Below are 26,043 nucleotides of genomic sequence, written 5' to 3' on the forward strand. Positions count from 1 at the left end.
AGGGGCCGCCGGGCGGCCCCGTTTCACCGCAGCGTGGTGTCAGCCTTCGATCAGAAGAAAAAGCTGAATACCGTGCCGAAGGTGCGCGGCTGACCGACGGCAAGCTGGAGACCCGAATAATACGTTTCGAGGTTCTGCGTGCCAACGACATACTGCTCGTCAAACAGGTTGTTGACGAACAACGCCACGCTGTAGCGCTCGCTTTCAAAACCGATGCGGGCATTGAACAGGTCGAATGCCGGCAAATGCCGGTTAGGGTCATTGGTCGCCTCGGTCTGCTGGTCATCGACGTAACGGTAGTCGAGACGCAGCCAGCCATCGCTGTTGCCAAAACCCGTGAAGCGATATTCAATGCCGCTGGTCAGGGTGTTTTGGGGCGCAAAGGGCAGCGTGTTGCCGCTGGCATCGACAACGTCGGCACCGATCTGATCGATGGGGATGGCATTGGGAAAACGCCCGAAGCTGGCGTCGGTGTAGCCGTAGGCCAGGTTCCAGGTCACCGGTTTGGCCACGCGCACAAGCAGTTCGAGCTCGCCACCCTTGCTGGTGGCGGTGGTCGCGTTCTGCACGAACTGGCGCTGAGTCAGCACGTCCTGGCCGCGAACCTGAATATCGTCCCAGTCAATGTAGAACAGTGCGGCGTTGAGCTGGACGCGATTGTCGGCCAGCACGCCCTTGAACCCGATCTCGTAGTTCCAGGCCGTTTCCTCATCGTAGATTTTCTCGACCGCGCCGTCGTCGGTCAGCGTGACATCCGAATTGATGCCGCCGACCTTGTAGCCGCGCGAGGCGGTGAAATAGGTGGCGATGCGGTCGTTGGGACGCCAGTTCAGGGCAAGCCGGGGCGACAGGTTCGAAAAACTTTCGCTGGTCACGTCGCTTCCGACCGGAATGGTCACGGTTGGCCGTGTCACTTCACTGAACGTGACGTCATCGTGGGTCCAGCGCAGGCCGAGCGAGAGATCGACGGTGTCAGTGATCGCGTAGGTCAAATCACCGAATACGGCCATGCTGTCGGTATCGATGCCGCGGTCGACGTCCTCGAAGTTGGCGACCGTCAGCGGCGCGAAAATGTCGGGGATCAGTCCGTTGGCGAGCGCGAACTGGATCTCCGGGTCGCTCAGATCGACCTCGCCGCCCTCGACCGCCAGCGCGAACAGCAGGGCACCCCAGGCCGGCAGGTAGGGGTCAGTGGCCAGGTGCGCCGACAGATCGGTTTCGGTGATCTCGTCTTCGGCATACAGCGCGCCAATCGTCCAGTCCAGGCGGCCACGACCGAACGAGCTCAGGCGCAGCTCCTGGCTCCAGCCCTCCGAGTCACTGTCCCGATCGACCCGGAAGGCCGGGTAGGGCGACGCATCGCCATCTCCCGACTGGCTGAAGGTGTTGTTCAGGATACCGGTGACCGATGTCAGCTCGATGCCGTTGGCGAAACGGTGGCCGACGTTGCCGATGAACATGTCCGTTTCACTGTCGGAGCGGCGCGGGGTGTCGTTGTCGATGGTGTCGAAGTTATCCGGCCACAGGGGTGCCCGCGTGGCCGGCAATGGCCATTGCGGAAACCGGCTGGTGTCGATCGGTGGTGTGCCGAAGGGGGCGAACAGCAGATGGAAGTTTTCGACCACACCCACGAGCTGCTGCGGGATCGGCGCCAATACGCCGGTCGGGACGAACTCGAGCTGGTTCTGGCGCTCCTCGGTGCGCGACAGCGCCAGGTCGATCGAGGTCGCGCCGGAATCGTAACGGAAAGCAGCCCGTCCGCCCTGGTCACGGCCGTCGTTGGTGCCGCCGGTCGAGCGGTTGTCCAGCCAGTCACCGGCGTCACGGTAGTAGCCGGTAAAGCGCAGCGCCGACTGCGCTGAAGTCGGCAGGTTGCCGGAAATGCGGGCAAGCCAGGTTCCGTGCTCGTCGATCTGCCCCCGAATCTGCCCGAAGCGCATCAGAGGATCGGGCTTGACGGTGGTGATGTTGATGGCACCACCGAGCGTGTTGCGCCCGAAATAGGTGCCCTGCGGGCCGCGCAGGACTTCAATTCGGGCAATGTCGTAGAGCGGCGTATCGAGCGTACGTGACCAGCCGGCGACCAGGATATTCGGTGCGATGTTGAATTCATCGAGATAGATGCCGACGGCATTGGCGCGACCGCCGACATTGGTCACGCCACGGATGCCGATCTTGGTGAATGCGCGGTTGCCCTGCTGGGCAAAGCCCAGGTTGGGCGAGCGTGTGGCATAGTCGAGAAACTCGTCGATGCCGAGGCGATCCAGCTCGCGCTCGCTGAACGCGGTGATGCTGATCGGGACATCCTGGGCTGACTGGGGCCGTTTCTGCGCGGTGACTTCGATGTCGGCCAGTTCGGCGGTGTCTTCGCGGTCGTCTTCCTGCGCCGCGACACTCAGGCTCACTGCGCTGCAGGCAAGCAGGCAGAGCATGCGGATGGTTGGACAGTTAGCGAGCATTTTGGCTACCCTCGAAAGCGTTGTGTGGTTGCGGCGGCGATTGCTGGGTCGCCATCCGGCATCAGGAAAGATGACATAAATTGCACGTATGTGCAATATATTTTGCATGAGTGTACAATTTTCTTCGATATGGAAACCAAGCAATGACGAGCCTTGCTAAATCGGCCAGGCGCCCGCGCCGGGGACGTGGCGAACGGACCCGGCAGGCAATACTGGACGCCACGCTGGAAGTGATCGCCGAGGGCGGCGTGCGGGCCGTGACGCACCGTGCCGTGGCTGCCAGGGCCGGAGTCAATCTGTCGTTGACCACGTACTACTTCAGCGACATCTTCGATCTGGTCTCGAGCGCCTTCAATGATTTCGTCGAACGCGAGAAGCCGCGCGTGGAGCAGACCTGGAACGAGGTGTTTGCCCTGGTTCATCGCTACAGTGCCGCACAGCGGCGCCGGAAGGCGGTCCGCGAGCGCATCCGGCAACGATTGACGCGGATCGGCGTGGACTACCTGCTTGAGAAGATGCACACCCATCGCGCCGGTCTGGCGGTCGAGCATCACTTCTACTTCGAAGCGCTCAACGACCAGCGGCTGCGCGCGCTCTACGGCACCTCGCGCCAGCCTGTTCTGGCGGCCATGACGGAGTTTGCCGCGCTGTTCAATCGGACCAGCCCGGAGCTCGATGCCGAAATACTCACGGGCACGATCCTCAAGATCGAACATAATGCACTGCTCGAGCCCCCGGATGCGATCGACCGGCACAGGATGGAGGCCATGCTGGGTCGGGTGATTGGCTGGATCATGGGTCTCAATGAGCCCTTCGACCCTCACGCACAGGATGACGACCATGAGCATTGACCCAGGCCAGTACCCGGCCATGATGGAGGAACTGCGGGCCACGTTTGACAGCGACGTGACCCGATCCCTGAACTGGCGAGACGAGCAGCTGGCGGCGATCGCGCGCATGCTCGATGAGAACGAGACGCGTATTGCCGAGGCGCTGGCCGCTGATCTGGGAAAGCCGCCCCAGGAGGTGCTGCTGGGAGAGACGGCGCTGATTTACAGCGAGGTACGCCATGCCAGGCGGCGGCTCAAGCGCTGGACGCGACCCCGACGGGTCCATACACCGATGGTCGGCCAGCCCGGCCGAAGCTGGGTTCAGGCTGAACCGCTGGGTGTGGTATTGATCATGGGTGCGTGGAACTACCCGGTGCAGCTGATCCTGAGCCCGCTGATTCCGGCGCTGGCAGCCGGCAACTGCGTGGTGCTCAAGCCGTCCGAGATCGCGGCTGCATGCTCCGAACTGATGGCCGAATTGCTGCCACGATACCTCGACCGTCGCGCCGTCCAGGTGGTCGAAGGCGCGGTCGAGGAGACAACCGCGCTGCTCAAGCAGCGCTTTGATCACATTCTCTACACCGGCGGCGCGGCCGTGGGCCGCATCGTCATGCGTGCCGCCGCCGAGCATCTCACGCCAGTGACACTGGAGCTGGGCGGCAAGAGTCCCTGCGTGATCGATCAGGGGGCCGACCTTGAATCAGCCGCCCGCCGGCTGATCTGGGGTAAGTGTCTCAATGCCGGACAAACCTGCATTGCGCCGGACTACGTGCTGGTCACGCCGGATGACCACGACAAGCTGATTGCCGCCATCGACCAAGAGCTGGATGCCATGTATGGCAGCGACCGCCTGAGCAGCGCCGACTATTGCAAGATCATCAACCGGCGCCACTTCGACCGTCTGTGCGGGTATCTGGACAATGGCCGGATCGCCATCGGCGGGCGCATTGACGAGGCCGGCTGCCGGATCGAGCCGACCGTATTGACCGGGGTTGATGTCGACGCGCCGGTCATGAGCGAGGAGATTTTCGGCCCTGTACTGCCGGTTCTCAAGATCAGCGGTCTGGACGAGGCCATCGCCTTCATTGGACAGCGCGACAAGCCACTGGCCGCTTATCTGTTCACCCGCTCGCGCGAGAGCGAACGGCGCTTCGCCGATCAGGTATCGACCGGCAATCTGTGCATCAACGATACGCTGATGTTCATGTCGGTTCCCGACCTGCCGTTCGGGGGTGTTGGCATGAGCGGCATGGGCCAGTATCACGGTCGGGCCGGTTTCGAGCGCTTCTCGCATCTCAAGGCCGTGATGAAGCGCAGCCGGTTTCCGGAAGTGACCATCCGCTTTCCGCCCTACAGCGCGCTGAAGATGCGCCTGCTCAAGCTGGTGAGCTGAGCCCGGTGGATTTTGCCGCGTGCTCGCAGGCGCTGTGCGCGCACGGTCTGGGATGGCCGCTGTTTGTCATTGACCGCAGCCGACTGGACGCCAATGTCGAACGGCTCGGCCAGCTGGCCCGCGGCGCGCGTTTGCGGCTGGTCGTCAAGTCACTGCCGTGCCCGGCACTGCTCGAGCGGCTGATGGCGGCGCTGGATACGCAGCGGCTGATGCTGTTTCATCTGCCGTTTCTCATCGACGCGATCGAGCGCTGGCCGCAGGCCGATATCATGCTGGGCAAGCCGCTGCCGGCCGCTGCGGTCGGCGCTTTCTATCAGGCGCTGGCGACAAGCGCGCGGCCTGATGCCATGTGCCGCCCCCGCTGGTTGATCGATACGCCGGATCGCGCGCGCATGCACGCCGCCATGGCGCGGCAGCATGATATCGAGGCTCATGTTGTCATCGAGCTGGATGTCGGCATGCATCGCGGCGGGATCGACGCCGTCGGGCCGCTGAGGACCCTGCTCGATGCCGTTGCTGCCGAGGTCGGTGTACTGCGGCTCGACGGGTTCATGGCCTATGATGCGCACGCCGGAAAGGGTGCGCCGTGGTGTTCACGCCGGCGCGCGTTGGCACAGGCCAACCAACATTGCCTGAAGCTCGTCAGCGCGGCGCAAGCGTCCCATCCGGGCCTGGTTCCGGCCGATCCGCTGATCAACGGCGCGGGAAGTCCGACCTGCGTATACCACACCAGCGACTCACCGCTGACCGAGCTGGCCGTGGGCTCGATTGTCCTCAAGCCGGCGGAGTTCGACCTGCCGCAGCTGTCCGGATTCAGGCCCGCCGCCTGGCTGGCGGCGCCGGTGCTCAAGCGGCTGCGGGGGGTGCGTATTCCGTTTCTGGAAGCGCTGTCACGGCTGAGCCGGCGCGACACCCTGTTCATCTACGGCGGCCGCTGGCCGGCGCGACCGTGCTGGCCGCAGGGACTGCGCGACAGTGCGCTGTACGGCCCGAGCTTCAACCAGCAGTTTCTGAGCGTGCCGCGCCGATCATCCGTCGCCGTCGATGACTTCGTGTTTTTCCGCCCGCTGCAAAGCGAGCAGGTGATGCTGTGGCCGGGCGAGGTCGTGCTGGTAGACGGTGAGCAGGTGGTTTCGCGCTGGTCTACGCTGGGCGGTGGTCACCTAACCGATTCGGGCGCGGCCTGAGTCGATGGCGAGGCGATCCATTCGGCGCGGGTGGTGGATGCTGGCAGCCGTGTTACTGGCCTTGCCGGTGATTGTCGTGCTGCTGGCCTGCTGGCTGCTGGCCGGCTCGCGCCCGGTGTATCACGGCGAGCAGGTCGTGGCCGGTCTGGATGCTCCGGCCCGCATCGTGTTCGATGCGCAGGCGCGTCCCTATGTGCGGGCAGCCAGCGTGCGGGACGCTCTGTTCACCCAGGGGTTTCTGCACGCGCGCGAGCGGCTGTGGCAGATGGATCTGCTTCGGCGGGCCGGTTCGGCGCGCCTGGCCGAGCTGCTGGGTCCCGACCTGCTGGATAGCGATATCGCGCTGTGGCGCGCCGGTGTGCCGGCGTTTGCCGAGCGTCTGGCTTCCGGCAGCAGCCGCCAGGTCGTCAACTGGGTCGTTGCCTACACCGCCGGCGTCAATGCCGGCATGGACAGCCTGAAGCGCCGTCCGCCGGAGTACCTGTTGGCCGGCGTCGTCCCTGAACCGTGGCGACCGGCCGACAGTTTTGCGCTCGGCGCGATCATGGCGTTCGATTCAGCCGGCAATCACCAGCGCGAGATGCTTCGCCATGCGCTGGCCGCGCGCCTGGATGCCGTGCATATGGCGCCGTTTCTGACCGAGCATGAGCCGGACCCCGATTTTCCGTATCCCTGGCAGCCTGAAGACGCGCTGATATCGGTGGCGGCGTTCGCCCGCGCGGCGGCGCCGAAAGCCCGCCCGCCGGGTGCGTCGATCCGCTTTGGCAGCAATGGCTGGGTGGTGGCGCCGCAGCGGGCCGCGGATGGTCATGCGCTGTTTGCCTTTGATTCCCACGATGCGCTCAGCTTGCCGAACCTGTTCTATGAAGTGCACTTGTTTTTCGCCAATGACCGCTCGGTGCGCGGCTGGTCCGTGCCCGGCCTGCCGGGGGTCATCAACGGTTTCAACGAGCACCGTGCCTGGGGTTTTACCAATATCGGCGACACGCAGGATCTTGTATCGCTGGTGCCGATGCCAGGCGCGGAAGGGCGGTTCGAAGATGGCCGGGGCGGTTATCAGGCGGTGGCCGAACAGCGGCAGTTCGCCGTAGCCGACGGTGACCCCGTCACCGCGACGCGCTGGGTGACCCCGAACGGCCCGGTGATCAGCGACCACCCGCCGCTGGCCCTGCGCTGGGTTGCGCAGGACTTGGACGGTGCCGGGCTGGATGCGTTGCTGGGAATCAACCTGGCAGAACAGACAAGCGAATTCCAAGACGCGCTGGCGGCGTTTCCCGCGCCGGCGGCCAATATCACCTGGGCCGACCGGGATGGCCATATCGGTTTTCGCACCATTGGCCGCCTGCCGATCCGCCGGCGCGGAACGGGGCTACTGCCGGTCGCGGATGATGGTGCCGATATCTGGGACGGTCATGTGCCGGCAGCCGAGATGCCGCAGCGCAACGATCCGCCCGAGGGTTTTGCTGCCGCCGCCAACGCCCGGGTGCATGACGAGCGCTGGCCCTTTCTGGTATCCAACGACAACGCACCGGGCTGGCGAATGCGCCGGATCACCCGCGTTCTCGGCGCCAGCCATCGGCACGATCTCGACAGCATGGTGGCGCTGCAAAACGACCACTACAACGTGCAGGCCGAACGCGACGGGCCGCGTCTGCTGTCGCTGCTCGATGCAAACGGGTCGATCAGCGGTGACCGCCGGATCGAGGTGGTGCGCAGGCAGATCGAGGCCTGGCTGGAAGCGCCGGTCAACCGGGCCGATTCGGTCGCCGCCGTGGTCTTCGAGAGCTGGTACCTGGCGCTGGTCGAGCGCCTGTTCAGGCCGGTTCTGGGCGACACGCTCTATCAGGAACTGCTCGCGCACAACTACCTGATCAACCATGCCGTCGACCGATTGCTTGAAGACTGGACATCACTCTGGTGGCAGGGTGATGCGCCGGCGCTGGCGGCCCGGGCACTGGCTGATGCCGTGGCTGGACTGGAAGCGCAGCTGGGCGGTGGGCCCGCCGACTGGCGGCTGGATCGGCGCCAGTCGCTGACGCTCGAGCACGCGCTGACCGAGGCTGCGCCGGTGCTGGCGCCGCTGTTCAATCGGGGCCCGTTTGCCCTTGGCGGCGGACACGCCACGGTGGGCCGCGCCGGCTTTCGCTACCGGCAGCCGTTCGCCGTCAGCCAGGCAGCCACGGTACGAGTCGTACTGGAGATGGGCGAGCCCCCACGAGGGCGTGCGGTCATGCCCGGCGGGCAGTCAGGGCATCCGCTCAGCCATCACTACGACGATCAACTCCCCGCCTGGCTGGCCGGCCGGACTTTCGATCTTTATCCCTCGCCCGAGACGGTGACGGGCAGTGAGCTGTGGCTTCGTCCTGAGTAAGCGGTATTGCACCGCGATTCAACTCGACCGGGCCAGACCGGGGATTGTTGCGGCACAATCGTTCAATGCCCCGGGCGTCGGGTGTAAAATAGCGGGATTTACCTGCGGGAGTGTATCCATGCGCCTGATCGACGAAGCACTGACCTTTGACGATGTGTCCCTGGTGCCGGATTACTCCGAGGTGCTGCCGCGGGATGTCGAGCTGTCTACGCGCATCAGCCGCGAGTTGCGGCTCAATATCCCGCTGGCCTCGGCGGCCATGGACACCGTGACCGAAGCGCGACTGGCGATCGCCATGGCACAGGCCGGTGGCGTCGGCGTGATTCACAAGAACATGCCGATCGAGCGGCAGGCCAGGCAGGTTCGGGTGGTCAAGAAGTACGAGGCCGGGGTGATCAAGGATCCCTTTACGGTCAGCCCTTTCACCACCATCCGGGAAGTACTGGAACTGACCCGTCGTCACAACATCTCCGGCGTGCCGGTCGTCGATGACGACGAGCTGGTCGGCATCGTCACGAGCCGCGATATGCGGTTTGAGAAAAAGCTTGACGATCCGGTGCGCAACATCATGACGCGCAAGGAAAAACTGGTCACCGTGCGGGAGGGTGCCAGCCAGGATGAGGTGCTCGAACTGCTCCACCGGCACCGCATCGAGAAAGTGCTGGTCGTCAACAACCGCTTTCAGCTGCGCGGGCTGATCACCGTCAAGGATATCCAGAAGTCGCGCGATTTTCCCAATGCCGCCAAGGATAGCGCCGAACGCTTGCTGGTCGCTGCTGCCGTCGGTACCGGTGGCGATACCGAGGAACGCATTACCGCACTGGTCGAGGCGGGTACCGACATCGTCGTGGTCGACACCGCGCACGGCCATTCGGCTGGCGTGCTCGAGCGCATTCGCTGGGTCAAGCATCATTTTCCGCAGGTGCAGGTAATCGGCGGCAATGTATCGACATCGGACGGTGCTCGGGCACTGGTCGAGGCCGGTGCCGATGCGGTGAAGATCGGGCAGGGGCCCGGATCGATCTGCACCACGCGCGTGGTCGCCGGGGTGGGCGTGCCACAGGTCAGTGCCGTGGCGGCGGCCGCCGAGGCGCTGCGCAAGCACGATGTGCCGGTCATTGCCGACGGTGGGGTGCGGTTTTCCGGTGACGTGGCCAAGGCCGTGGCCGCCGGCGCCTCGGTGGTCATGATCGGCAGCCTGTTTGCAGGCACCGAGGAAGCGCCGGGCGAGGTCGAGCTGTATCAGGGCCGTTCCTACAAGAGCTATCGCGGCATGGGCTCGCTGGGCGCCATGGAGAAGGGCTCCAAGGATCGCTACTTCCAGGCAGAGACCGAGGCCGACAAGCTGGTGCCGGAGGGCATCGAGGGGCGCGTGCCCTACAAGGGGCCGCTTTCGGGCGTGATTCACCAGCTCATGGGTGGATTGCGCTCGGCCATGGGGTATGTGGGCTGTGTCAGCATCGACGAGATGCGCAGTCGGCCGCGGTTCGTCCGGATTTCGGTGGCCGGGGTGCGCGAATCCCATGCCCACGACGTTTCGATTACCAAGGAAGCGCCGAATTACAAGCTCGGTTAGCGGTTTACGGTTAACGGGTTCCGGATTCCGGTTTTCGCGATGGATGGGCGTAGGTCGGGGTAACATCCCCGACGGATGCGGTTTACGATCAGCTCTACGCAATCGGTTTCAGTGTGACGGAATATGGAGGCGCCGGGATGAGCAAGGTGACGCTGCTTGAAGAAGAGGAGAAGAAGCTCACTTCGTCCGAACTGGCCGAATTCAGAGCGTGGTATCTCGAATACGATGAAGGTTGCTGGGATCGCCAGATTCGGGCTGGTGTCGAAGCTGGCCGGCTGGACGACATGGCTGCCGAGGCGAAAGGAGAAGTATCATGAAATTAAGGGTGGTATTGCAGCCTAGTGAAGAGGGTGGGTATACCGTCTACGTTCCTTCGTTGCCAGGTTGTATCAGCGAAGGCGATAGCCGTGAGGAAGCCTTGGCCAACATTCGCGAAGCTATCGAGCTTTATCTTGAGCCAGTCGAGGATGATTTCCTTATCGAGCCAGGCACAGAGGTTGAAGAACTTGCGCTATGAGCAAGGTTCCGAGCCTCCCGGGTTACAAGATTGTCGCGGCACTCAAGCGGGACGGATGGATTGTTGTTCGCCAGCGGGGAAGTCATATTCGTCTCCAGAAACACACCCGATCAGAAGTTCTTAAACTGACGGTTCCGGCGCACCATCCGGTCAAGCGATCCACGTTGTCTCATATTCTCAAGCAGGCTCGATTGACGGTCGAGGAGCTCAAGGCACTCCTTTAAATGGACATTCACTCTCACCGCATCCTGATTCTCGACTTCGGCTCGCAGTACACGCAGCTGATCGCCCGGCGGGTGCGCGAGATCGGGGTGTTTTCCGAGATCATGCCCTTCGACGTCGGCGACGCCGTGATTCGCGATTTCGGCGCCAGCGGGATCATCCTCTCCGGCGGGCCGGAGTCGGTGGCTTTCGACGACAGTCCGCGCATTCCGCCGCTGGTGTTCGAGCTGGGCGTGCCGGTGCTCGGCATCTGCTACGGCATGCAGGCCATGGCGACGCACTTCGGCGGCGCGGTCAGTCCTTCCGACGAGAAGGAGTTCGGCTACGCCGAGGTCGCGCTGGCCAATCCCGGCCGGCTGTTCGAGGGCATCGAGGATCGCGTCGAAGACGGCCAGGGCCTGCTCGAGGTCTGGATGAGTCACGGCGACAAGGTCAGCGGCCTGCCCGAGGGCTTCGTGACCAGCTGCACCACCCCGTCGGCGCCGATCGCCGGCATGGCCCATGAGGACCAGCGCCTCTACGGCCTGCAGTTCCACCCGGAAGTGACCCACACCAGCCAGGGCCGGCGCATCCTCGAGCGCTTCGTGCTCGACATCTGCGGCTGCGAGGCCACCTGGACCACCGAGGCGATCATCGACGACCAGATCGAGCGCGTGCGCGAGCAGGTCGGCGACGACACCGTGCTGCTGGGCCTGTCCGGCGGTGTGGATTCGTCGGTGGTCGCCGCGCTGCTGCACCAGGCCATCGGCGATCAGTTGCTGTGCATCTTCGTCGACACCGGCCTGCTGCGCTACGCCGAAGGCGACGAGGTCATGGCCATCTTCGCCGAGCACCTGGGCGTGCGCGTCGAGCGCGTCGACGCCCGGGATCAGTTCATGGATGCGCTGGCCGGCGTGTCCGACCCGGAAGAAAAGCGCAAGATCATCGGCGGCGAGTTCATCAAGGTCTTTAACGCCGCCGCCAAGGGCCACAAAGAGGCCGGCTGGCTGGCGCAGGGCACGATCTACCCCGACGTGATCGAATCGGCGGGTGCCAGGACCGGCAAGGCCAAAGTAATCAAGTCGCACCACAACGTCGGTGGTTTACCTGAGGACATGCACCTGAAGCTGGTCGAGCCGCTGCGCGAATTGTTCAAGGATGAGGTGCGCAAGATCGGTATCGAGCTGGGCCTGCCCAAGTCGCTGGTCATGCGCCATCCCTTCCCGGGGCCTGGGCTGGGCGTACGCATCCTCGGCGAGGTCAAACCGGAATACGTCGAGCCGCTGCAGAAGGCCGACCATATCTTTATCTCGGAACTACGCTCCGCCGGCCTCTACGATCAGGTCAGCCAGGCCTTCGCCGTGTTCCTGCCGGTCAAGTCGGTCGGCGTGGTCGGCGACGCCCGCCGCTACGAGTACGTCATCGCGCTCCGCGCGGTCGAGACCATCGACTTCATGACCGCCCGCTGGGCTTACCTCGACCACGACTTCCTCGACCACGTCTCGCGCCGCATCATCAATGAATGCGACGGTGTGTCCCGCGTGGTCTACGATATCTCCGGCAAGCCGCCGGCGACGATCGAGTGGGAGTGATGGGCTACTGGATGTAACCCAGCGATTTCAGCACCTCGATTTCCCTGTCGGTCAGCTCGACTTCCTTGGGCTTGATCTCGCCTGCCAGAAAATCGGTTCGCTGTGACTTCAGGTAGGCGATGAACGCCTGGTTGACCCCCGGCGACTCCAGCCGGGTCTCAGCAGACGGCCGGCGGCCGGGATCGAAGACCTCGGTTTCGCCGTGCTGCATGACAAATTTCAGATCGTCGGCATACAGCGCGGTTGCGTCGGCGTCGTACCACTTCGGTGCTTCGTCCAGGTCGGGTCTGAGTTCAACTTCCGCGAACACTTCGCGTTCCTCGGTTTCATCGGCCGCGCTTTTCAAATAAGGCAACAGGGAGCGGCCCTGGACGCCCGGCAAGTTGAGTCCCAGGGCAGCCTCGGCAATGGTTGGGGCAAAATCGACCGCGCTGACCGTTTCGCTGACCCGGTGGCCGCCTTGCGCACGAAAATCGCGAATGATCAGCGGGATATGAATCACGTCTTCACGCAGGGTTGCACCGTGGCCCATGTTGCCGTTCTCACCCAGGCCCTGGCCGTGGTCCGAGGCCACGATCACGATGGAGTTTTCCAGGCGATCGTCGGCCTCGAGCTGATCCAGCACCCGCCCGACCAGCGAATCGGCAAGCTTGATTTCCCCGTCGTAGAGCGCGTTCATTGCAGCGACGTTTTCAGGTGATGAAACGATATCCTGGATTCGGTTGTGCAGCTCGTCATTGCTGGCCCCGTCGGCCAGGAACCCGTCGTAGCCGGTTTCTTCAATCCATTGCCGGGAATAGTCCGTCAGGTCGTACGGTCCATGTGGCTCGAACAGATGAACCCAGAGAAAGATCGGGGAATCTGCTGCGGACTGTCCCTGCAGCCAGTCGATGGTCATGGAGATGGTCTCGTCTCCACTTCTAATGGGGGCTTCGTCGTCGGCGATCATGTTGCGGTCGCTTGCCACCTGAAATCCACGGTCGAGCCGGCCGCGAAAGTGCATGGCCCTGAAACTGACGAAAGACCCGGTCGAGTAGCCCGATTCCGCCAGCAATTCAGTGACCAGAGGAACGTCATCGGCCAGCTCCAAGCCATTGCGGCGCAGCCCGTGATAGCGCGGATAGAGGCCTGTCAGCATGGATGCATGCGCCGGCCATGTGGTTCCCGCGGTCGATACTGCGCGCTCGAAAACCACGCTGCCAGAGGCCAATTGATCAAGATTGGGCGTGAGATTCCGGTCGTAGCCATACGCGCCGAGCCGATCAGCACGCAATGTGTCGATTGTAATCAAGACGATATTCGGCCGCTCAATGTCGCCCGTGCTGCAGCCCGAGATCGTGACGCTGAAGGCCACCACAGCGAGCAACAGGACTCGACAGCGGGTCTTGGCTTGCTTCATCGAGACAGTCTCCATGACTGATTGGTCAGCATCGGCCCCGGCTCTCCAGGGCCAGAAACATGCGCTCGTCGTGATCGGTCGAGCTTGGATCGGAGTCGTCGGTGTCGCCGACTCGATAGGTTGCGCGAACGTCCCAGCCGCTGCGCTCGGCCAGGCGGATCAGGCCCGGCGCGGAGAAAATCCAGTAGTTGGTCGTATCGTTGTTGCACTCACTGGGGTCGAGCAGGTAAGCCACAGGGATAGACTCCAGATCGATTCGGCGATCCGACGAACGGCGAGCAATCCGCGTGCTCAGGAAGCAGAAGCGGCAGTGCTTTGCCAATGTTTCAAGAATATAAAACGGGTTCTTCAGATGGTAGAGGATGCCAAGGAAGAACACCAGTTCATAGCGTGGTGAAGGCAGGCTGAACTGGGCGTCAAGATCCACTTCGTGGATGGAGACGTGCTTCGAACCCAGCCGCTTGCCCAGAGTCCGGGCACCTTCCAGTCCGTTCCAGTTGGTCTTTGGCCAGTCGAGCAGGTCGACGGATAGGCCCATGTCTTCAAGAAAGTATGAAAGGTCGCCGTCGGCTGCCCCGATATCGGCGACATGGCCCGCGTTGAACAATTCGAAGGTTTCCGCCGGAAGTTGTTGCATGAGGTTCTCGATATGCCAGAGGTTGGCAAGGATATCGTAGGCATACCATGTGCGCTGGGGGGCTGGCGGCTCGGACTTGGCGGCATCCAGGCATTTCCTCCATTCGGCCGCCCTGGCCAGCAGCGCTGTGTAGCTCGATGGTCCGGCGTTGATTTTGGTCGTCGCTTCAGGCATGTCTATTGATCCGTTTCCGGCTCCAGATTATAGCCAAGCCGGCCTGCGGTAAGATGGCAGATTTCGCTGATCTGCTTTAATTCCGCGGCGGAGAAATCAGCCCGATAGTAGTCGGGCTCGCTGATGCGATCGGCGTATTCTGCCACCAAGGGGTCAGCGCCTGCCGCATCGAGCCTGGCATGTTCGAACAGGCGGCTCAGGACGGGCGCAGGCTCGCGACAGAGGTCTTCGTAGCGCAGCAGGAACACCGCGGATGCCAGTTCCGAATCCTGCTCCAGGGTATCCAGAACATGGCTGTAGATCGAGTGCCAGTAAAGCGCCCAGCCCGCGACACGGCGGCTTGCTTGCCAGTGCTCGTTGATCATCCGGGCGTGCTTCCCGTCTCCGATGCATACCGGTTGGCGACCGGGGCCAAACTCGAAGTGGCCCGACAGACCAAGTTGCCGCTCGACCCTCGAATCCTCCGTGTTCGCTCGCTCAAACAGCCGGTCCTGTTTGACCAACGAGGCGACCTGGTTGACCGGGTGGCGCACTGGTACGATGAAACGGGCGTCCGGAAAAAGTTGACGAATGTAGCCAAGGCGCGTGGCGTTGTAGTTGCCCTTGGCCAGGTAGCGGGTTCGTCCGCGCACCAGCAACAGCTTGCGGATATGGTCGCGATAGTAGTGCTCGAAGCCCGGGTTGGTCGTGCCGGGACCCAGCACCTGATTAGTTGACGGGTTGTGCAGATGATCAAAATAATGCATCCAAATGACTTCTTCGACTGCCTCGGGACTTTCGGTGCTGATCATGATCCGGTCTCGATGCGCCCGTTCGACCGCTTTGGCTGGCCGCCGGCGGCTGCGTTCGGCCAGCCAGTTGCGCCAATAGGGCGTGTAGACATTGGGAAAGTCACTGTAGCGGTGACTGGTGACATCGGTATGCCGGGCCAGCATTTCGGTGACAATCGTGGTGCCGGCGCGCGGCACGCCTGCAACATAAATCGGCCGATCGATCTTCAGCTGTTCAATCTCGTCTCGCAAGACCGCCGATTCCAGCCTGCTTGCCTTCAGCCAGAGAGGGGCGCTCGCCGAAAAAAACCGGGTTCGGAGGTACAATCCTGTAGGCACATGCCTGTTACTAGAGCGGCTGGCATCATTCATTCGTTTGTCCCAGGTAACTGATTCGCTAAAGGAATTAGACAATCAACGAAAAGAGTAGCGCATCGGATGCAGCGCGCCGTGTACATGTCAGTAAACATTTCAAGATACCATCGTCGGCTTCGCGATTGAAATATGATTGACTCAAGATAATGTCGACTGAACACAAGTATATGGAGGAACAAGCCTGATGATCTCCTTCCAGCACGCCAGTCAATCCAGGGCTGGACGGCTCGCCGTGCTCGCCACTGCTGGCATCCTGTTGGCCGTGGCCGGCTGCGGAGGGTCCGACGAAAGTGACCGTTCGCTCGATGCGCGGGGAGCGTCTGGGCAGGGGACTCTGTCGGGTCAGACGGCTGTGTCCAACCTGGTCATGATCGCCGTGGATACCGTGCGCTGGGATACCTGGTGGATCCCTGAGCGCACCGGCTCGTACGACAGGTTCTCCGAGTGGGCGCAGTCCAGCCAGGTGCTGTCACGCAGCGTTTCGGCCGCCCCCTGGACCGTGCCGTCGGTCGCGACCGTCCTGACCGGGCTCTATCCCAGTCAGCACGGCGCCGGACTTTTCGATTCCGCGGTTGCCAACCTGGACAAAGAGATCCCCTCGGCGCTCAATGCCGGCGTGCCGACACTGGCCGAGATCCTGGGTTCAGTTGGCCTGCGCACGACGGCCGTTTCCGCCCACCCCTGGTTTGACGCCAATTACGGCCTAGAGCGGGGATTCGAGACACTCCGCCTTAAAAGCGGCGCCGCAGCGGTCACACACCAGGGTCTGGAATGGCTCGATGAGCATTTGGCGGCCGATGCCGGGCCGTATTTTCTCTACCTTCATTACATGGATGTCCACGACCCGCACCTGAATCTGACCGAGGCGCGTGAACATGTCGCGAACATGAGTGCCCAACAGCGCGCGCTGCTTGAGGCCACTGCCCCAGCGTCCGCCTGCAGGAATCCGGATGGCACCATGTGTGTCCGCTATCTGCGCTACGCGCTTGCGACGCTTTTCATGCGTGAATCGATCGCGCATCTGCTCAACGAGCTCCGTGCCCGCGGCGTGCTTGACGATTCCCTGGTCGTACTGTATTCGGATCATGGTGAGGAATTCCACGACCATTACGAGATTGGCGAGTCCCGCGCTGTAGATCCCCGCGGATTCTACGGCTTCGGTCATGGCAACAGCCTCTACCAGGAACAGCTTCATGTGCCGCTGATGATTTGGCACCCAATGCTCGAGGGCCTGGACATGCCCAAGCCCGTGAGTCTGGTCGATATCGTGCCCAGCGTTCTGGACTGGATGGGCATATCGCCACCTGAACAGGTCGATTACCCGGGAGAGTCGTTTGCCGGCCTGGTTGAAAAAGTACGGCCGGTCGCTTTCAGCTGGAGTGATGATTCGCGCCGCTTTCCCGGCTCCAGTGACCGCCGCTTGTTCGCCTCCGGTATCGCCTACGGCCCAGAGCAGATGGCCTTAATCGCGGAGGGCTTCAAGCTGATCTGGCATGAAGCCGACAACGTGCGCGAGTTCTACAACCTGTCCGAGGACCCACTTGAAAAGGAACAGCTGCCTGGGGCGGCCGTTGCCGTGGCTGATGAGCTCGACGCGGAACTGGGCGATTATTTCGACTGGTTCAGCTCGCAGGATTATCTGCCGCCGAGCCTCAGCGATGAGGTGGTCGAGCGTCTCAAGGGCGTGGGCTATCTGCAGGGCGTTGAGTCCAGTGAAGCGGAGCAGCCCGGGAAGATCGAGGAGTCGGACGAAGATGAGGGCAATGAACTTTGATCCGGTTTTTTTTGATCAGTCTCTGGAATGTATAATTGACGATTGATTTTCGCATTTTCGGATTCAAGATGATTCTTCGCATAATTGTGGCTTCCGGACTGCTGCTTTCGGCCCCAGCCATGGCCTACATCGGCCCCGGCTCGGGCATCAGCCTGCTGGGCGGCCTGTGGGGGGTGCTGGTGGCGATCGTGCTGGCCATTGGCGCGGTGCTTATCTGGCCGATTCGCTACATGTTCCGGCGCCTGCGGCGCAAGCGCGGCCGTGCGGTCCCGGCTGAATCGACCGACGCCGTCGAACCGGCTGAAACCGAACACGCCCCTGGTCGATCTGACTGACCCATGAATAGGCGTAATGCTGTGCGGTGCCTGGCGGCGCTGCTGATCGCCCTCGCGCTGATCAGCTGCGGCGGTGACAGCCAGCCGGTCGAATCGCGTGTCGTGGTGTTGGGCTTCGACGGCATGGACCCCGTGCTGGCCCGCCAGTGGATGGACGAGGGCAAACTGCCCCATTTCAGCCGCCTGGCCGAGGAAGGCCATTTTCAGGGGCTGGGAACCAGCAATCCGCCGCAGTCGCCGGTGGCCTGGTCGAGCTTCGCGACCGGCAAGGGCCCCGGCGATCACGGCATTTTCGATTTCCTCCGGCGTGATCCGGAAAACTACACGCCGAACTTCTCGATTTCCGAGAACATTCCGCCGGATCGCTTCATCAAACTGTTCGGACTGCAGGTGCCGCTGGGTGGCGGTGAGGTGATCAATCGACGCCAGGGCGAGGCCTTCTGGGTCAAGGCCGAGCGAGACGAGGGCGCGCGCGCCTCGGTGCTGCGCATTCCCGTCACCTATCCGCCCGACGATATCCACCGCATGCTCTCGGGCATGGGCGTGCCCGACCTGCTGGGCACCCAGGGCACCTATACCTACTACACCACGACGCGCCTGGGCGATACCGGCTCGAGCACGCGCACCGTGCGCGTGCGCCCCGACCGGCATGGCCGCATCGAAACGGTGTTCGAAGGCCCACCTGACCCGCTCCTGCAGTCGGCCGAGGTGATGACCGTGCCGCTGGTTCTTGCGCCGGCCGAAAACGGTGCTGTTATCCGGCTGGGTGACGACGAGGTTGAGCTGGATCAAGGCGAGTGGTCGGACTGGATCCGGGTCGAATTCGACGTGACCGGCCCGGTTACGGTCACCGGTACCGTGCGCTTGCTGCTGGTCCAGGGCTATCCTCAGCCGCGCCTGTACGTTTCGCCCATCCAGATCGATCCGGAGAACCCGGCCGTTGAAATGGCCTCGCCGGCCGGCTACGCGGCCGAGCTGGTCAGGAATATCGGCCTGTTCCACACCATCGGCATGCCGGAAGAGACCTGGTCGCTCAACGAAGAACACATCTCCGATACTGCCTGGCTGGAGATGGAGAAAACCATCCTGGCCGAGCGCGAGGCCATGTGGTATGACACGCTGGAGAAAAACGACAGCGAACTGGTGGTCGGCGCTTTCGTGCAGACCGACCGGGTCACCCACATGTTCTACCGCGGCCTCGATGAGCAGCACCCGCGCCATGAAGACACCGCGCCGGAGCATCGCGATGCGGTCGAGTGGATCTACCGCGAGGCCGACCGCATTCTCGGCGAGACCATCGACCGGCTTGGCCCGGACGACCGCCTGATCGTTATCTCCGATCACGGCTTCGCGCCGTTTCGTACAGCCGTGCACCTCAACCGCTGGCTGGTCGATCACGGCTTTCTGGTGCTTGAGGACGGCGCGACACAATCCGACGTGATCTTCTCCAGCGTCGACTGGAGCGAATCGCGCGCCTATGCGCTGGGCCTCAACGGCCTGTTTCTCAACCTGGCCGGCCGCGAAGGGCAGGGCATTGTCGAGGCCCGTGAGATCGAGGCACTGAAGGCAGACATCACTGCCGGACTGCTCGATTGGGTCGACGAGGAGACCGGCGAGCCGGTCGTGCGTCGCGTGTTCGACGGCGAGGAGGCCTATCGCGGGCCCGAACGGGGCGACGCGCCGGACCTGGTGGTGGGCTATCACCGCGGCTACCGGGCCTCCTGGCAGACCACGCTGGGCGCCATTCCCAAGCCGCTGTTGGAGCCCAACCGCCAGAAATGGAGCGGGGATCACTGCATTGATCCGGCACTGGTGCCGGGCGTGCTGTTCGCCAACTTCCAGCCCGAGGTCGAGGTCAGCTCGATTCGTGACGTGTGGCAGCTGACCCGACGCCAGATCCGGGGGGATGAATCGTGAGTCGTCTCGGCATTCTCGACTGGCCCGGAATCGTTTTTGGCTGGATCAACGAGTTGCTTCTGTTCGTGCTCCCCTTGCCCGTGACCCTGATCTTCTGGGCCTTCGTGTCGGGCTGGGCGACGATGTGGGTCTACCGCGCGGTGTCCAACCAGGACAAGCTGGCCGCGCTGAAACCCCAGGTCAAGGTCGTGCAGAACAAGCTCAGGCGCTACGACGGCGAATTTTCCGGCCTGATCCCGCTGATCAGCGAGAATTTCCGGCTCTCCGGACGGCACATTGGCCTGGCCATCGGCCCCGCCATTGTCGCCGGCATCCCGGTGCTGTTCGTGCTGGTGTGGGCCTCGAACGAATACGGTACCTACTTCCCCGAAACCGGGGCCCCGGTCAATGTTGAAGTCGTCAGCGACCAGGTCGAACGAGACGCCGACAACTGGCGCTGGCACGACACCGAGGCGAAGCACCTGCCATCGGCCGTCGACGAGCCGCTGCGCTGGCGGATCGGCTGGCCTGAACAGACGGCCCGGCTGACAACCGCAGACGGACAGACCGCGGTTGCCTTGCCACCGGATGAGCCTGCGCCGATCCTGCACAAGCGCAAGTGGTGGAATCTGCTCATCGGCAATCCGGCCGGCTACCTGGCGGCAGGCAATCCGGTCGAATCCATTCGGATGGACCTGCCGACACACGACATGCTGCCCTTCGGTCCCGGCTGGGCGCGAAGCTGGCTGTTCGTATATCTGGTCGTCGTCGTCATCGTCTCGCTCGGCTACAAGTTCTACTGGAAGGTACACTGAGCCGGGCTTGATGCCCCCCGGGCGGGAGTACTGCCGATGGCCTCTGAATCCGATATCCGCTGGATGCGCCAGGCCCTGGTCCTGGCCGAGCGCGCCGAAGCGGCCGGCGAAGTGCCAATCGGCGCGCTGCTGGTCGACGTCGAAGGGCAAGTACTCGGAGAAGGCTTCAATCGCGTCCTCACCGACGCCGACCCGACCGCGCACGCCGAAATCATCGCCCTGCGCCAGGCCGCCGAACGCGAGAACAACTACCGCCTGCCCGACACCACCCTGTATGTCACCCTCGAGCCGTGCAGCATGTGCGCCGGCGCTCTGGTTAACGCCCGCGTGAAGCGCGTGGTCTACGCAGCTGACGATCTGCGCGCGGGGGCACATCATTCCGTCTTCGAAGTCCTGACCAGCCCGGTGCTCAATCACCGCTGCGAGGTCACCGGCGGCATCCTGGCCGAAGACTCGGCCGAGATGCTGCGCCACTTTTTTCGCAGCCGGCGTTGAGGGAGGATGGGGGAGCCAATCAATGAGCCAATATCTCCCCGTGAGGCATGGCACAGTCACCGTGCCCGTGTCCGGCATCGGTGCTACCATTTCGGGTTCTGTTCAACTCAAGAACGAGGAAAGACGTGAACAAATCACTGAGTCTTTTGACGCTGGCGGTCGCCGCCAGCCTGCTGGCCGCCTGCTCGGAGCAGGCACCGCCGCCCCCCGAAGCGCCCGAGGCGCCGGAAGCTGCCGTCGAAGCTGATGCGCAAGCCGCCGACGAAGCGGTATCGGAAGCCGAAGAATCAACCGCCAACCCCCTGCTGGCCGACAGCGAACTGCCCTACGGCATGCCGCCGTTCGACAAGATCGAGTCCGAGCACTTCCTGCCGGCCTTCGAGGCCGCCATGGAAGCACATAGGGCCGAAATCGAGGCGATCGCCGGCAACGACGCCGAGCCGACCTTCGACAACACCATCCTGGCGCTGGAGCGATCCGGCCAGCGGCTGCAGTACATCGGCCGCGTGTTCTCCAACCTGACCAGCACCGTCACCGACGATGTGCTGCAGGAAACCCAGCGCGAGATGGCGCCGAAGTTCTCGGCCCACAGTGACGCGATCAACCTCAACGCCGAGCTGTTCGCCCGCATCAAGGCGGTCTACAACCAGCGCGACGAGCTGGACCTGGGCGCCGAAGGCCTGCGCCTGGTCGAGGACTACTACAAGGACTTCGTGCGCGCCGGCGCGCAGCTGGGCGACGAGGACAAGGAAACGCTCAAGGCGATGAACGCCGAGCTGGCCGAGTTGACCACGCAGTTCAGCCAGAACGTGCTCAAGGAAGTCAATGACTCGGCGGTCGTGTTTGACAGCCGCGAAGCGCTCGAAGGCCTCAGCGACGCCCGCATCGAGGCCGCCGCCCGGGAAGCCGCCGACCGCGACCTGGAAGAGGGCAGCTACGTCATCACCCTGGTCAACACCTCGATCCAGCCGCCGCTGGCGAGCATGGAAAACCGCGCCGCCCGCGAGAAGATCAAGAAGGCCTCGCTGGCCCGCGGCGCCCGCGGCAACGAGTACGACAACACCGGCGTGGTCGCCGACATCGTCAAGCTGCGCGCCGAGCGTGCCCGCCTGCTCGGCTACGACACCCACGCCGACTACATCCTCGAAGACCGCACCGCCCAGACCGTCGAAGCGGTCAACGGCATGCTCGGCAAGCTCGCGCCGATCGCCGTGGCCAATGCCCGCCTGGAAGGTCAGGACATCCAGGAGATGATCAACGAAACCGAAGACGAGCCGTTCGAGCTCAAGTCCTGGGACTGGTTCTACTACGCCGAAAAGGTCCGCCAGGACCGCTACGCCTTCGACGAGGAACAGATCAAGCCGTATTTCGAGATGAACACCGTGCTCGAAGACGGCGTGTTCTTCTCGGCCGAGAAGCTGTTCGGCATCACCTTCGAAAAGCGCGACGACCTGCCGACCCAGCATGAGACCGCCACCGCCTGGGAAGTGTTCGAGGCCGACGGCACGCCGCTGGGCATCGTCATCATGGATTTCTACGCCCGCGGCAACAAGCGCGGCGGCGCCTGGATGAACAGCTACCAGCTCGAATCCGAACTGCTCGGCGGCCATCCGGTCATCGGCATGCATCTGAACGTGCCCCAGCCGCCCGAAGGCGAGCCAACCCTGCTGACCTGGGACGAGACCACCACCATGTTCCACGAGTTCGGTCACGTCGTCCACGGCCTGTTCTCGGATGTCGATTACCCGACCTTTGCCGGCACCAGCGTGCCGCGCGACTTCGTCGAGTACCCCTCGCAGGTCTACGAAATGTGGGCGTCCTGGCCGGAAGTGCTGGCCAACTACGCCAAGCATCATGAAACCGGCGAACAGATCCCGCAGGAGCTGCTCGACAAGGTGATCGAGGCGCAGACGTTCAACGAAGGCTTTGCTACCACCGAGTACCTGGGCGCGGCCATCATCGACCAGGCCCTGCACCAGCTCGCGCCGGAAGACACGCCGACCGCCGACGAAGTCATGGACTTCGAGGCCCGGGTGCTCGCCGACCACGGCCTGGACTACGAACCGGTGCCGCCGCGCTACCGCACGCCGTACTTCTCGCACGCCATGGGCGGCTACGACGCCGGCTACTACTCCTACATCTGGAGCGAAGTGCTGGATGCCGACAGCGTGCTGTGGATCAAGGAAAACGGCGGCCTCGACCGCGAAACCGGCCAGCACTACCGCGACACCATCCTGTCGAAGGGCGGCAGCAAGGAAGCCATGGAACTCTACATGGACTTCGCCGGCCGCGAGCCCTCGATCGAACCGCTGCTCGAACGCCGCGGGCTGGTGATCGACGGGGAGGACTGATTGTCAGTATGGCCCCGGCCGGGTGCCGGGGCCGCTACAATACGGGTCGGCGCCGAGGTGGCGGAATTGGTAGACGCGCCAGGTTTAGGTCCTGGTGGGGCAACCCGTGGAGGTTCGAGTCCTCTCCTCGGCACCAGACACTCAAGGCATCATCTGACGCTGATCCAATTTGTCGTTGCCTGGTGACGGGCTGCCAACCGGCGTGCCGGGAGACCTACAAACCGGAAGACCGCATTGAACGCTTCGAATCCCCAGAACATCATCGAACCCACCAACCAGCCCGACAAGGACTGGGATCTCGCGCCACGTCAGCTGTGCGACCTGGAGCTGCTGGCCAACGGCGGTTTCGCGCCGCTCGCGGGCTTCCTGAACCGGGCCGACTACGAGTCCGTGGTTGCCGACATGCGCCTGGTCGACGGCATGCTGTGGCCGATGCCGATCACGCTTGATGTATCCGAGACCTTCGCAAAGTCGATTGACAGTGGTGAGACCATCGGCCTGCGCGACCACGAGGGCGTGCTACTGGCCACACTGGAAGTCGGGGATATCTGGCGCCCCGATCGTGAAGCCGAGGCCCGGGCCGTCTACGCAACCACCGACCCCAACCATCCCGGTGTGGCGCAGCTGCTCGAGCGCAGTCACCCTTACTACATCGGTGGCCGGATTGAGCTGATCCAGCCGCCCATCCACTACGACTTTCCGCATCTTCGTCACAGCCCGACCGAGCTCAGGGCACTGTTCGAAAAGCGTCGCTGGGAGCGCGTGGTCGCTTTTCAGACGCGCAATCCCATGCATCGGGTTCACCAGGAACTGACGTTTCGGGCCGCGCGCGAAGTCGAGGCCAACCTGCTTGTTCATCCGGTCGTCGGCCTGACCCAGCCCGGCGACGTCAACCACTACACACGGGTGCGCTGCTACGAGCATATTCTTCAGCGCTACCCCGAGCAGACCACAGCGCTTTCGCTGCTGAATCTCGCCATGCGCATGGCCGGCCCGCGCGAGGCCCTGTGGCACGCGCTCATCCGGCGAAACCACGGCTGCACCCACTTTATCGTCGGCCGTGATCACGCCGGCCCGCGCAATCCACGCACCGGAGAAGGTTATTACGAACCCTACGCAGCCCAGGAGCTGATTGGCGAGTACGAGGCCGAGACCGGTATTGCCATGGTGCCGTTCAAGGAGATGAAGTACGCTGAATCGCGCGCCCAGTACGTGCCGGTCGACGAGATCGGTCCTGGTGATGTCGTGCGCGAAATCTCCGGTACCGAGGTGCGGCGTCGGCTCAGCGAGGGCCTGGACATACCGGACTGGTTCTCCTACCCGGAAGTGGTGCGCGAGCTGCGCTACGCTCACCCGCCGCGTGCCCGCCAGGGCTTTACCGTCTTTTTTACCGGTTTGTCGGGCTCGGGCAAGTCGACGCTGGCCAACGCCCTGCAGGCCAAGCTGATGGAGCAGGGCGGGCGGCGCATCACGTTGCTCGACGGTGACATCGTTCGCAAGCACCTGTCGAGCGAGCTGGGCTTCTCGAAGGCGCATCGCAATCTCAACATCCTGCGCATCGGCTACGTTGCCTCTGAAATCACCAAGAACGGCGGCATTGCCATCTGCGCGCCCATTGCTCCCTATGCGGCCACGCGCCGCGAGGTGCGCGACCTGATCGCCCCGCTGGGCGGATTCATCGAGATCCACGTCTCGACCCCGCTGGAGGTCTGCGAACAGCGCGATCGAAAGGGCCTTTACGCCAAGGCCCGCCAGGGCATCATCAAGGAATTTACAGGCATCTCAGACCCTTACGAGGAGCCGGAAGCCCCGGATCTGCGGATCGACACCAGCCATATCAGTCCCGACCATGCCGTGCAGCAGATTCTGCTTAAGCTCGAGCACCTGGGCTACCTGAGCGGCGAGAGCGCTGGCGGATGAGGCGCAGGCAAATCGACACAGACCCTGGCAGCGGAATTGCCGCAGTCGGCCATTGTGACTCCGGCCGTTCGGCAGACACCGCTCACGGCAGTGCGCCGTGCCCGTGAATGAACCGTTCTGCTCGGTGATCGTGCCGGTCTACGAGCACTGGCACTTGGTCCCGCAGCTGATCGAGGCCATGCAGCACCAGACTTACCCGCGGGAGTGCCATGAATTGCTGCTGATCGACAATGGCTCGGCTCATTTCGATCCGCCAGCGGCGCTGCCCGTCAATGCTCAGGTTCATTGCCATCAGGACGGCGGCGCCTATGCGGCCAGGAATTTCGGTATCTCGATTGCGCGCGGGTCCTGGCTGGCGTTTACCGACGCTGACTGCCGCCCCAGGCCCGACTGGCTGCAGTGTATGATGCGGCGCGCACAGGATACGGGTCCGGACACAATCCTCGCTGGCGCAGTCGAGATGTTCAGCTGCAACCGAAGTCCGGGCTGGAGTGAAATCCACGATCTTGTGCGCGGTATTCCGCAGCGCTGGTACGTGTCGCGAGGATACGCAGCCACCGCCAATCTGGCCGTTTCGGCGCGGCTGGCCGCGCGACTGCAGGGCTTTGACGGCCGGCGGCGCTCGGGTGGTGACGCCGAATTCTGTCGTCGGGCCCGGCATGCCGGAGCCCGTATCGAGTACCTGCCGGCGGCACGCGTTGCCCACCCGGCGCGCCAGGGCTGGCCGGAAATTGCCGGCAAGGCACTGCGCATCAAGCACGCACAGCTGCGCCACGGCAGCCGCCGGCAGCGGCTACACTGGCGTCTGCGATCGTTCGTGCCACCACTGTGGGTGTTCGCGCGCCTTGCGGCCAACCGTCGCTGGCCGCTGCGTTATCGTCTGATTGCCGTTATCGTGCAGCATCGCTTGTGGTTTGTGGAAATGATGGAAGCGCTGAAAACGGGCCACTCGATTCACTCTCGATCGGGACAGTGA

The 26,043-nt window shown here is 63.4% G+C and carries 21 protein-coding genes and 1 tRNA gene; 18 read left to right on the forward strand and 4 right to left on the reverse strand.

Annotation, left to right across the window (positions count from 1 at the left end; all coding sequences use genetic code 11):
- Positions 1-50 precede the first annotated feature (50 nt).
- Positions 51-2,432: a TonB-dependent receptor gene (locus HND55_06845; protein QKK02388.1), complete on the reverse strand. Its 2,382-nt coding sequence runs from the start codon at positions 2,430-2,432 to the stop codon at positions 51-53.
- A gap of 170 nt (positions 2,433-2,602) precedes the next feature.
- Between HND55_06845 and HND55_06850 the strand changes: the two genes are divergently transcribed.
- The 9 genes from HND55_06850 (at position 2,603) to guaA (ending at position 12,126) form a co-directional block, all read left to right on the forward strand.
- Positions 2,603-3,310, forward strand: a complete 708-nt coding sequence (locus HND55_06850; GenBank protein ID QKK02389.1) for a TetR family transcriptional regulator — start codon at positions 2,603-2,605, stop codon at positions 3,308-3,310.
- Entirely contained in the window at positions 3,264-4,682 is a 1,419-nt protein-coding gene (locus HND55_06855; GenBank protein ID QKK02390.1) for an aldehyde dehydrogenase family protein, read from the forward strand. The genes HND55_06850 and HND55_06855 overlap by 47 nt, the downstream gene beginning before the upstream one ends.
- 5 nt (positions 4,683-4,687) lie before the next feature.
- On the forward strand, positions 4,688-5,869 hold the full coding sequence (locus HND55_06860; GenBank protein QKK02391.1) for a DSD1 family PLP-dependent enzyme: 1,182 nt from the start codon (positions 4,688-4,690) through the stop codon (positions 5,867-5,869).
- 4 nt (positions 5,870-5,873) lie between these two features.
- Entirely contained in the window at positions 5,874-8,240 is a 2,367-nt protein-coding gene (locus tag HND55_06865; protein QKK02392.1) for a penicillin acylase family protein, read from the forward strand.
- Positions 8,241-8,358: 118 nt separating this feature from the next.
- Positions 8,359-9,816, forward strand: coding sequence for an IMP dehydrogenase (gene guaB / locus HND55_06870; GenBank protein QKK02393.1), 1,458 nt, complete (start codon positions 8,359-8,361; stop codon positions 9,814-9,816).
- Positions 9,817-9,953: 137 nt separating this feature from the next.
- A complete protein-coding gene (locus HND55_06875) occupies positions 9,954-10,133 on the forward strand; it encodes a hypothetical protein (protein ID QKK02394.1) in 180 nt (59 codons plus the stop codon).
- Positions 10,130-10,333 (forward strand): type II toxin-antitoxin system HicB family antitoxin, encoded by a 204-nt coding sequence (locus HND55_06880; GenBank protein QKK02395.1) that lies wholly within the window; start codon positions 10,130-10,132, stop codon positions 10,331-10,333. Before HND55_06875 ends, HND55_06880 begins: the two co-directional genes overlap by 4 nt.
- Positions 10,330-10,557, forward strand: coding sequence for an addiction module toxin, HicA family (locus tag HND55_06885; protein ID QKK02396.1), 228 nt, complete (start codon positions 10,330-10,332; stop codon positions 10,555-10,557). Before HND55_06880 ends, HND55_06885 begins: the two co-directional genes overlap by 4 nt.
- Positions 10,558-12,126 (forward strand): glutamine-hydrolyzing GMP synthase, encoded by a 1,569-nt coding sequence (gene guaA, locus HND55_06890; protein ID QKK02397.1) that lies wholly within the window; start codon positions 10,558-10,560, stop codon positions 12,124-12,126.
- A 4-nt stretch (positions 12,127-12,130) separates the two neighbouring features.
- On the opposite strand, the gene HND55_06895 is transcribed toward guaA, so the two are convergent.
- Genes HND55_06895 through HND55_06905 form a run of 3 tightly spaced genes read right to left on the reverse strand, consistent with a single transcriptional unit; the run spans position 12,131 to position 15,358 of the window.
- The gene (locus HND55_06895; protein QKK02398.1) at positions 12,131-13,525 is read right to left on the reverse strand and encodes a sulfatase; all 1,395 of its coding nucleotides are present in this window, start codon (positions 13,523-13,525) and stop codon (positions 12,131-12,133) included.
- Positions 13,526-13,550: 25 nt separating this feature from the next.
- The gene (locus HND55_06900; protein ID QKK02399.1) at positions 13,551-14,336 is read right to left on the reverse strand and encodes a hypothetical protein; all 786 of its coding nucleotides are present in this window, start codon (positions 14,334-14,336) and stop codon (positions 13,551-13,553) included.
- Between the two features lie 2 nt (positions 14,337-14,338).
- On the reverse strand, positions 14,339-15,358 hold the full coding sequence (locus tag HND55_06905; GenBank protein ID QKK02400.1) for a sulfotransferase: 1,020 nt from the start codon (positions 15,356-15,358) through the stop codon (positions 14,339-14,341).
- Positions 15,359-15,665: 307 nt separating this feature from the next.
- Here HND55_06905 and HND55_06910 point away from each other — a divergent pair, with 307 nt between their 5' ends.
- The 9 genes from HND55_06910 to HND55_06950 all read left to right on the forward strand — a co-directional run bounded on the left by HND55_06910 (position 15,666) and on the right by HND55_06950 (position 26,043).
- Entirely contained in the window at positions 15,666-17,255 is a 1,590-nt protein-coding gene (locus tag HND55_06910; protein QKK02401.1) for a sulfatase, read from the forward strand.
- A 68-nt stretch (positions 17,256-17,323) separates the two neighbouring features.
- Complete coding sequence (locus tag HND55_06915; GenBank protein QKK02402.1) at positions 17,324-17,590, forward strand: hypothetical protein; 267 nt, start codon at positions 17,324-17,326, stop codon at positions 17,588-17,590.
- Between the two features lie 3 nt (positions 17,591-17,593).
- Positions 17,594-19,507, forward strand: a complete 1,914-nt coding sequence (locus HND55_06920) for a phosphodiesterase (protein QKK02403.1) — start codon at positions 17,594-17,596, stop codon at positions 19,505-19,507.
- Positions 19,504-20,301: a hypothetical protein gene (locus tag HND55_06925; GenBank protein ID QKK02404.1), complete on the forward strand. Its 798-nt coding sequence runs from the start codon at positions 19,504-19,506 to the stop codon at positions 20,299-20,301. The genes HND55_06920 and HND55_06925 overlap by 4 nt, the downstream gene beginning before the upstream one ends.
- A 36-nt stretch (positions 20,302-20,337) precedes the next feature.
- Positions 20,338-20,796: a tRNA adenosine(34) deaminase TadA gene (gene tadA / locus HND55_06930; GenBank protein QKK02405.1), complete on the forward strand. Its 459-nt coding sequence runs from the start codon at positions 20,338-20,340 to the stop codon at positions 20,794-20,796.
- Between the two features lie 47 nt (positions 20,797-20,843).
- Positions 20,844-23,147: a M3 family metallopeptidase gene (locus tag HND55_06935; GenBank protein ID QKK02406.1), complete on the forward strand. Its 2,304-nt coding sequence runs from the start codon at positions 20,844-20,846 to the stop codon at positions 23,145-23,147.
- A gap of 51 nt (positions 23,148-23,198) precedes the next feature.
- Positions 23,199-23,283, forward strand: a tRNA-Leu gene (locus tag HND55_06940).
- 98 nt (positions 23,284-23,381) lie between these two features.
- Positions 23,382-25,067, forward strand: a complete 1,686-nt coding sequence (locus HND55_06945; GenBank protein QKK02407.1) for a bifunctional sulfate adenylyltransferase/adenylylsulfate kinase — start codon at positions 23,382-23,384, stop codon at positions 25,065-25,067.
- A 127-nt stretch (positions 25,068-25,194) separates the two neighbouring features.
- Positions 25,195-26,043 carry a glycosyltransferase gene (locus HND55_06950; protein QKK04026.1) on the forward strand — a complete coding sequence of 283 codons (849 nt, stop codon included), beginning with the start codon at positions 25,195-25,197 and terminating at the stop codon, positions 26,041-26,043.

The sequence above is a fragment of the Pseudomonadota bacterium genome, assembly GCA_013285445.1.
Taxonomy (GTDB): Bacteria; Pseudomonadota; Gammaproteobacteria; order Xanthomonadales; family Wenzhouxiangellaceae; genus Wenzhouxiangella.

Excerpts from the sequence above, each read along its gene's own strand:
- HND55_06895 (QKK02398.1), bottom strand. The coding sequence starts at position 13,525 with ATGAAGCAAGCCAAGACCCGCTGTCGAGTCCTGTTGCTCGCTGTGGTG.
- HND55_06880 (QKK02395.1), top strand. The coding sequence starts at position 10,130 with ATGAAATTAAGGGTGGTATTGCAGCCTAGTGAAGAGGGTGGGTATACC.
- HND55_06875 (QKK02394.1), top strand. The coding sequence starts at position 9,954 with ATGAGCAAGGTGACGCTGCTTGAAGAAGAGGAGAAGAAGCTCACTTCG.
- HND55_06920 (QKK02403.1), top strand. The coding sequence starts at position 17,594 with ATGAATAGGCGTAATGCTGTGCGGTGCCTGGCGGCGCTGCTGATCGCC.
- HND55_06855 (QKK02390.1), top strand. The coding sequence starts at position 3,264 with ATGAGCCCTTCGACCCTCACGCACAGGATGACGACCATGAGCATTGAC.
- HND55_06865 (QKK02392.1), top strand. The coding sequence starts at position 5,874 with ATGGCGAGGCGATCCATTCGGCGCGGGTGGTGGATGCTGGCAGCCGTG.
- HND55_06915 (QKK02402.1), top strand. The coding sequence starts at position 17,324 with ATGATTCTTCGCATAATTGTGGCTTCCGGACTGCTGCTTTCGGCCCCA.
- HND55_06900 (QKK02399.1), bottom strand. The coding sequence starts at position 14,336 with ATGCCTGAAGCGACGACCAAAATCAACGCCGGACCATCGAGCTACACA.
- guaB (QKK02393.1), top strand. The coding sequence starts at position 8,359 with ATGCGCCTGATCGACGAAGCACTGACCTTTGACGATGTGTCCCTGGTG.
- tadA (QKK02405.1), top strand. The coding sequence starts at position 20,338 with ATGGCCTCTGAATCCGATATCCGCTGGATGCGCCAGGCCCTGGTCCTG.
- HND55_06885 (QKK02396.1), top strand. The coding sequence starts at position 10,330 with ATGAGCAAGGTTCCGAGCCTCCCGGGTTACAAGATTGTCGCGGCACTC.
- guaA (QKK02397.1), top strand. The coding sequence starts at position 10,558 with ATGGACATTCACTCTCACCGCATCCTGATTCTCGACTTCGGCTCGCAG.
- HND55_06910 (QKK02401.1), top strand. The coding sequence starts at position 15,666 with ATGATCTCCTTCCAGCACGCCAGTCAATCCAGGGCTGGACGGCTCGCC.
- HND55_06845 (QKK02388.1), bottom strand. The coding sequence starts at position 2,432 with ATGCTCTGCCTGCTTGCCTGCAGCGCAGTGAGCCTGAGTGTCGCGGCG.
- HND55_06935 (QKK02406.1), top strand. The coding sequence starts at position 20,844 with ATGGCACAGTCACCGTGCCCGTGTCCGGCATCGGTGCTACCATTTCGG.
- HND55_06850 (QKK02389.1), top strand. The coding sequence starts at position 2,603 with ATGACGAGCCTTGCTAAATCGGCCAGGCGCCCGCGCCGGGGACGTGGC.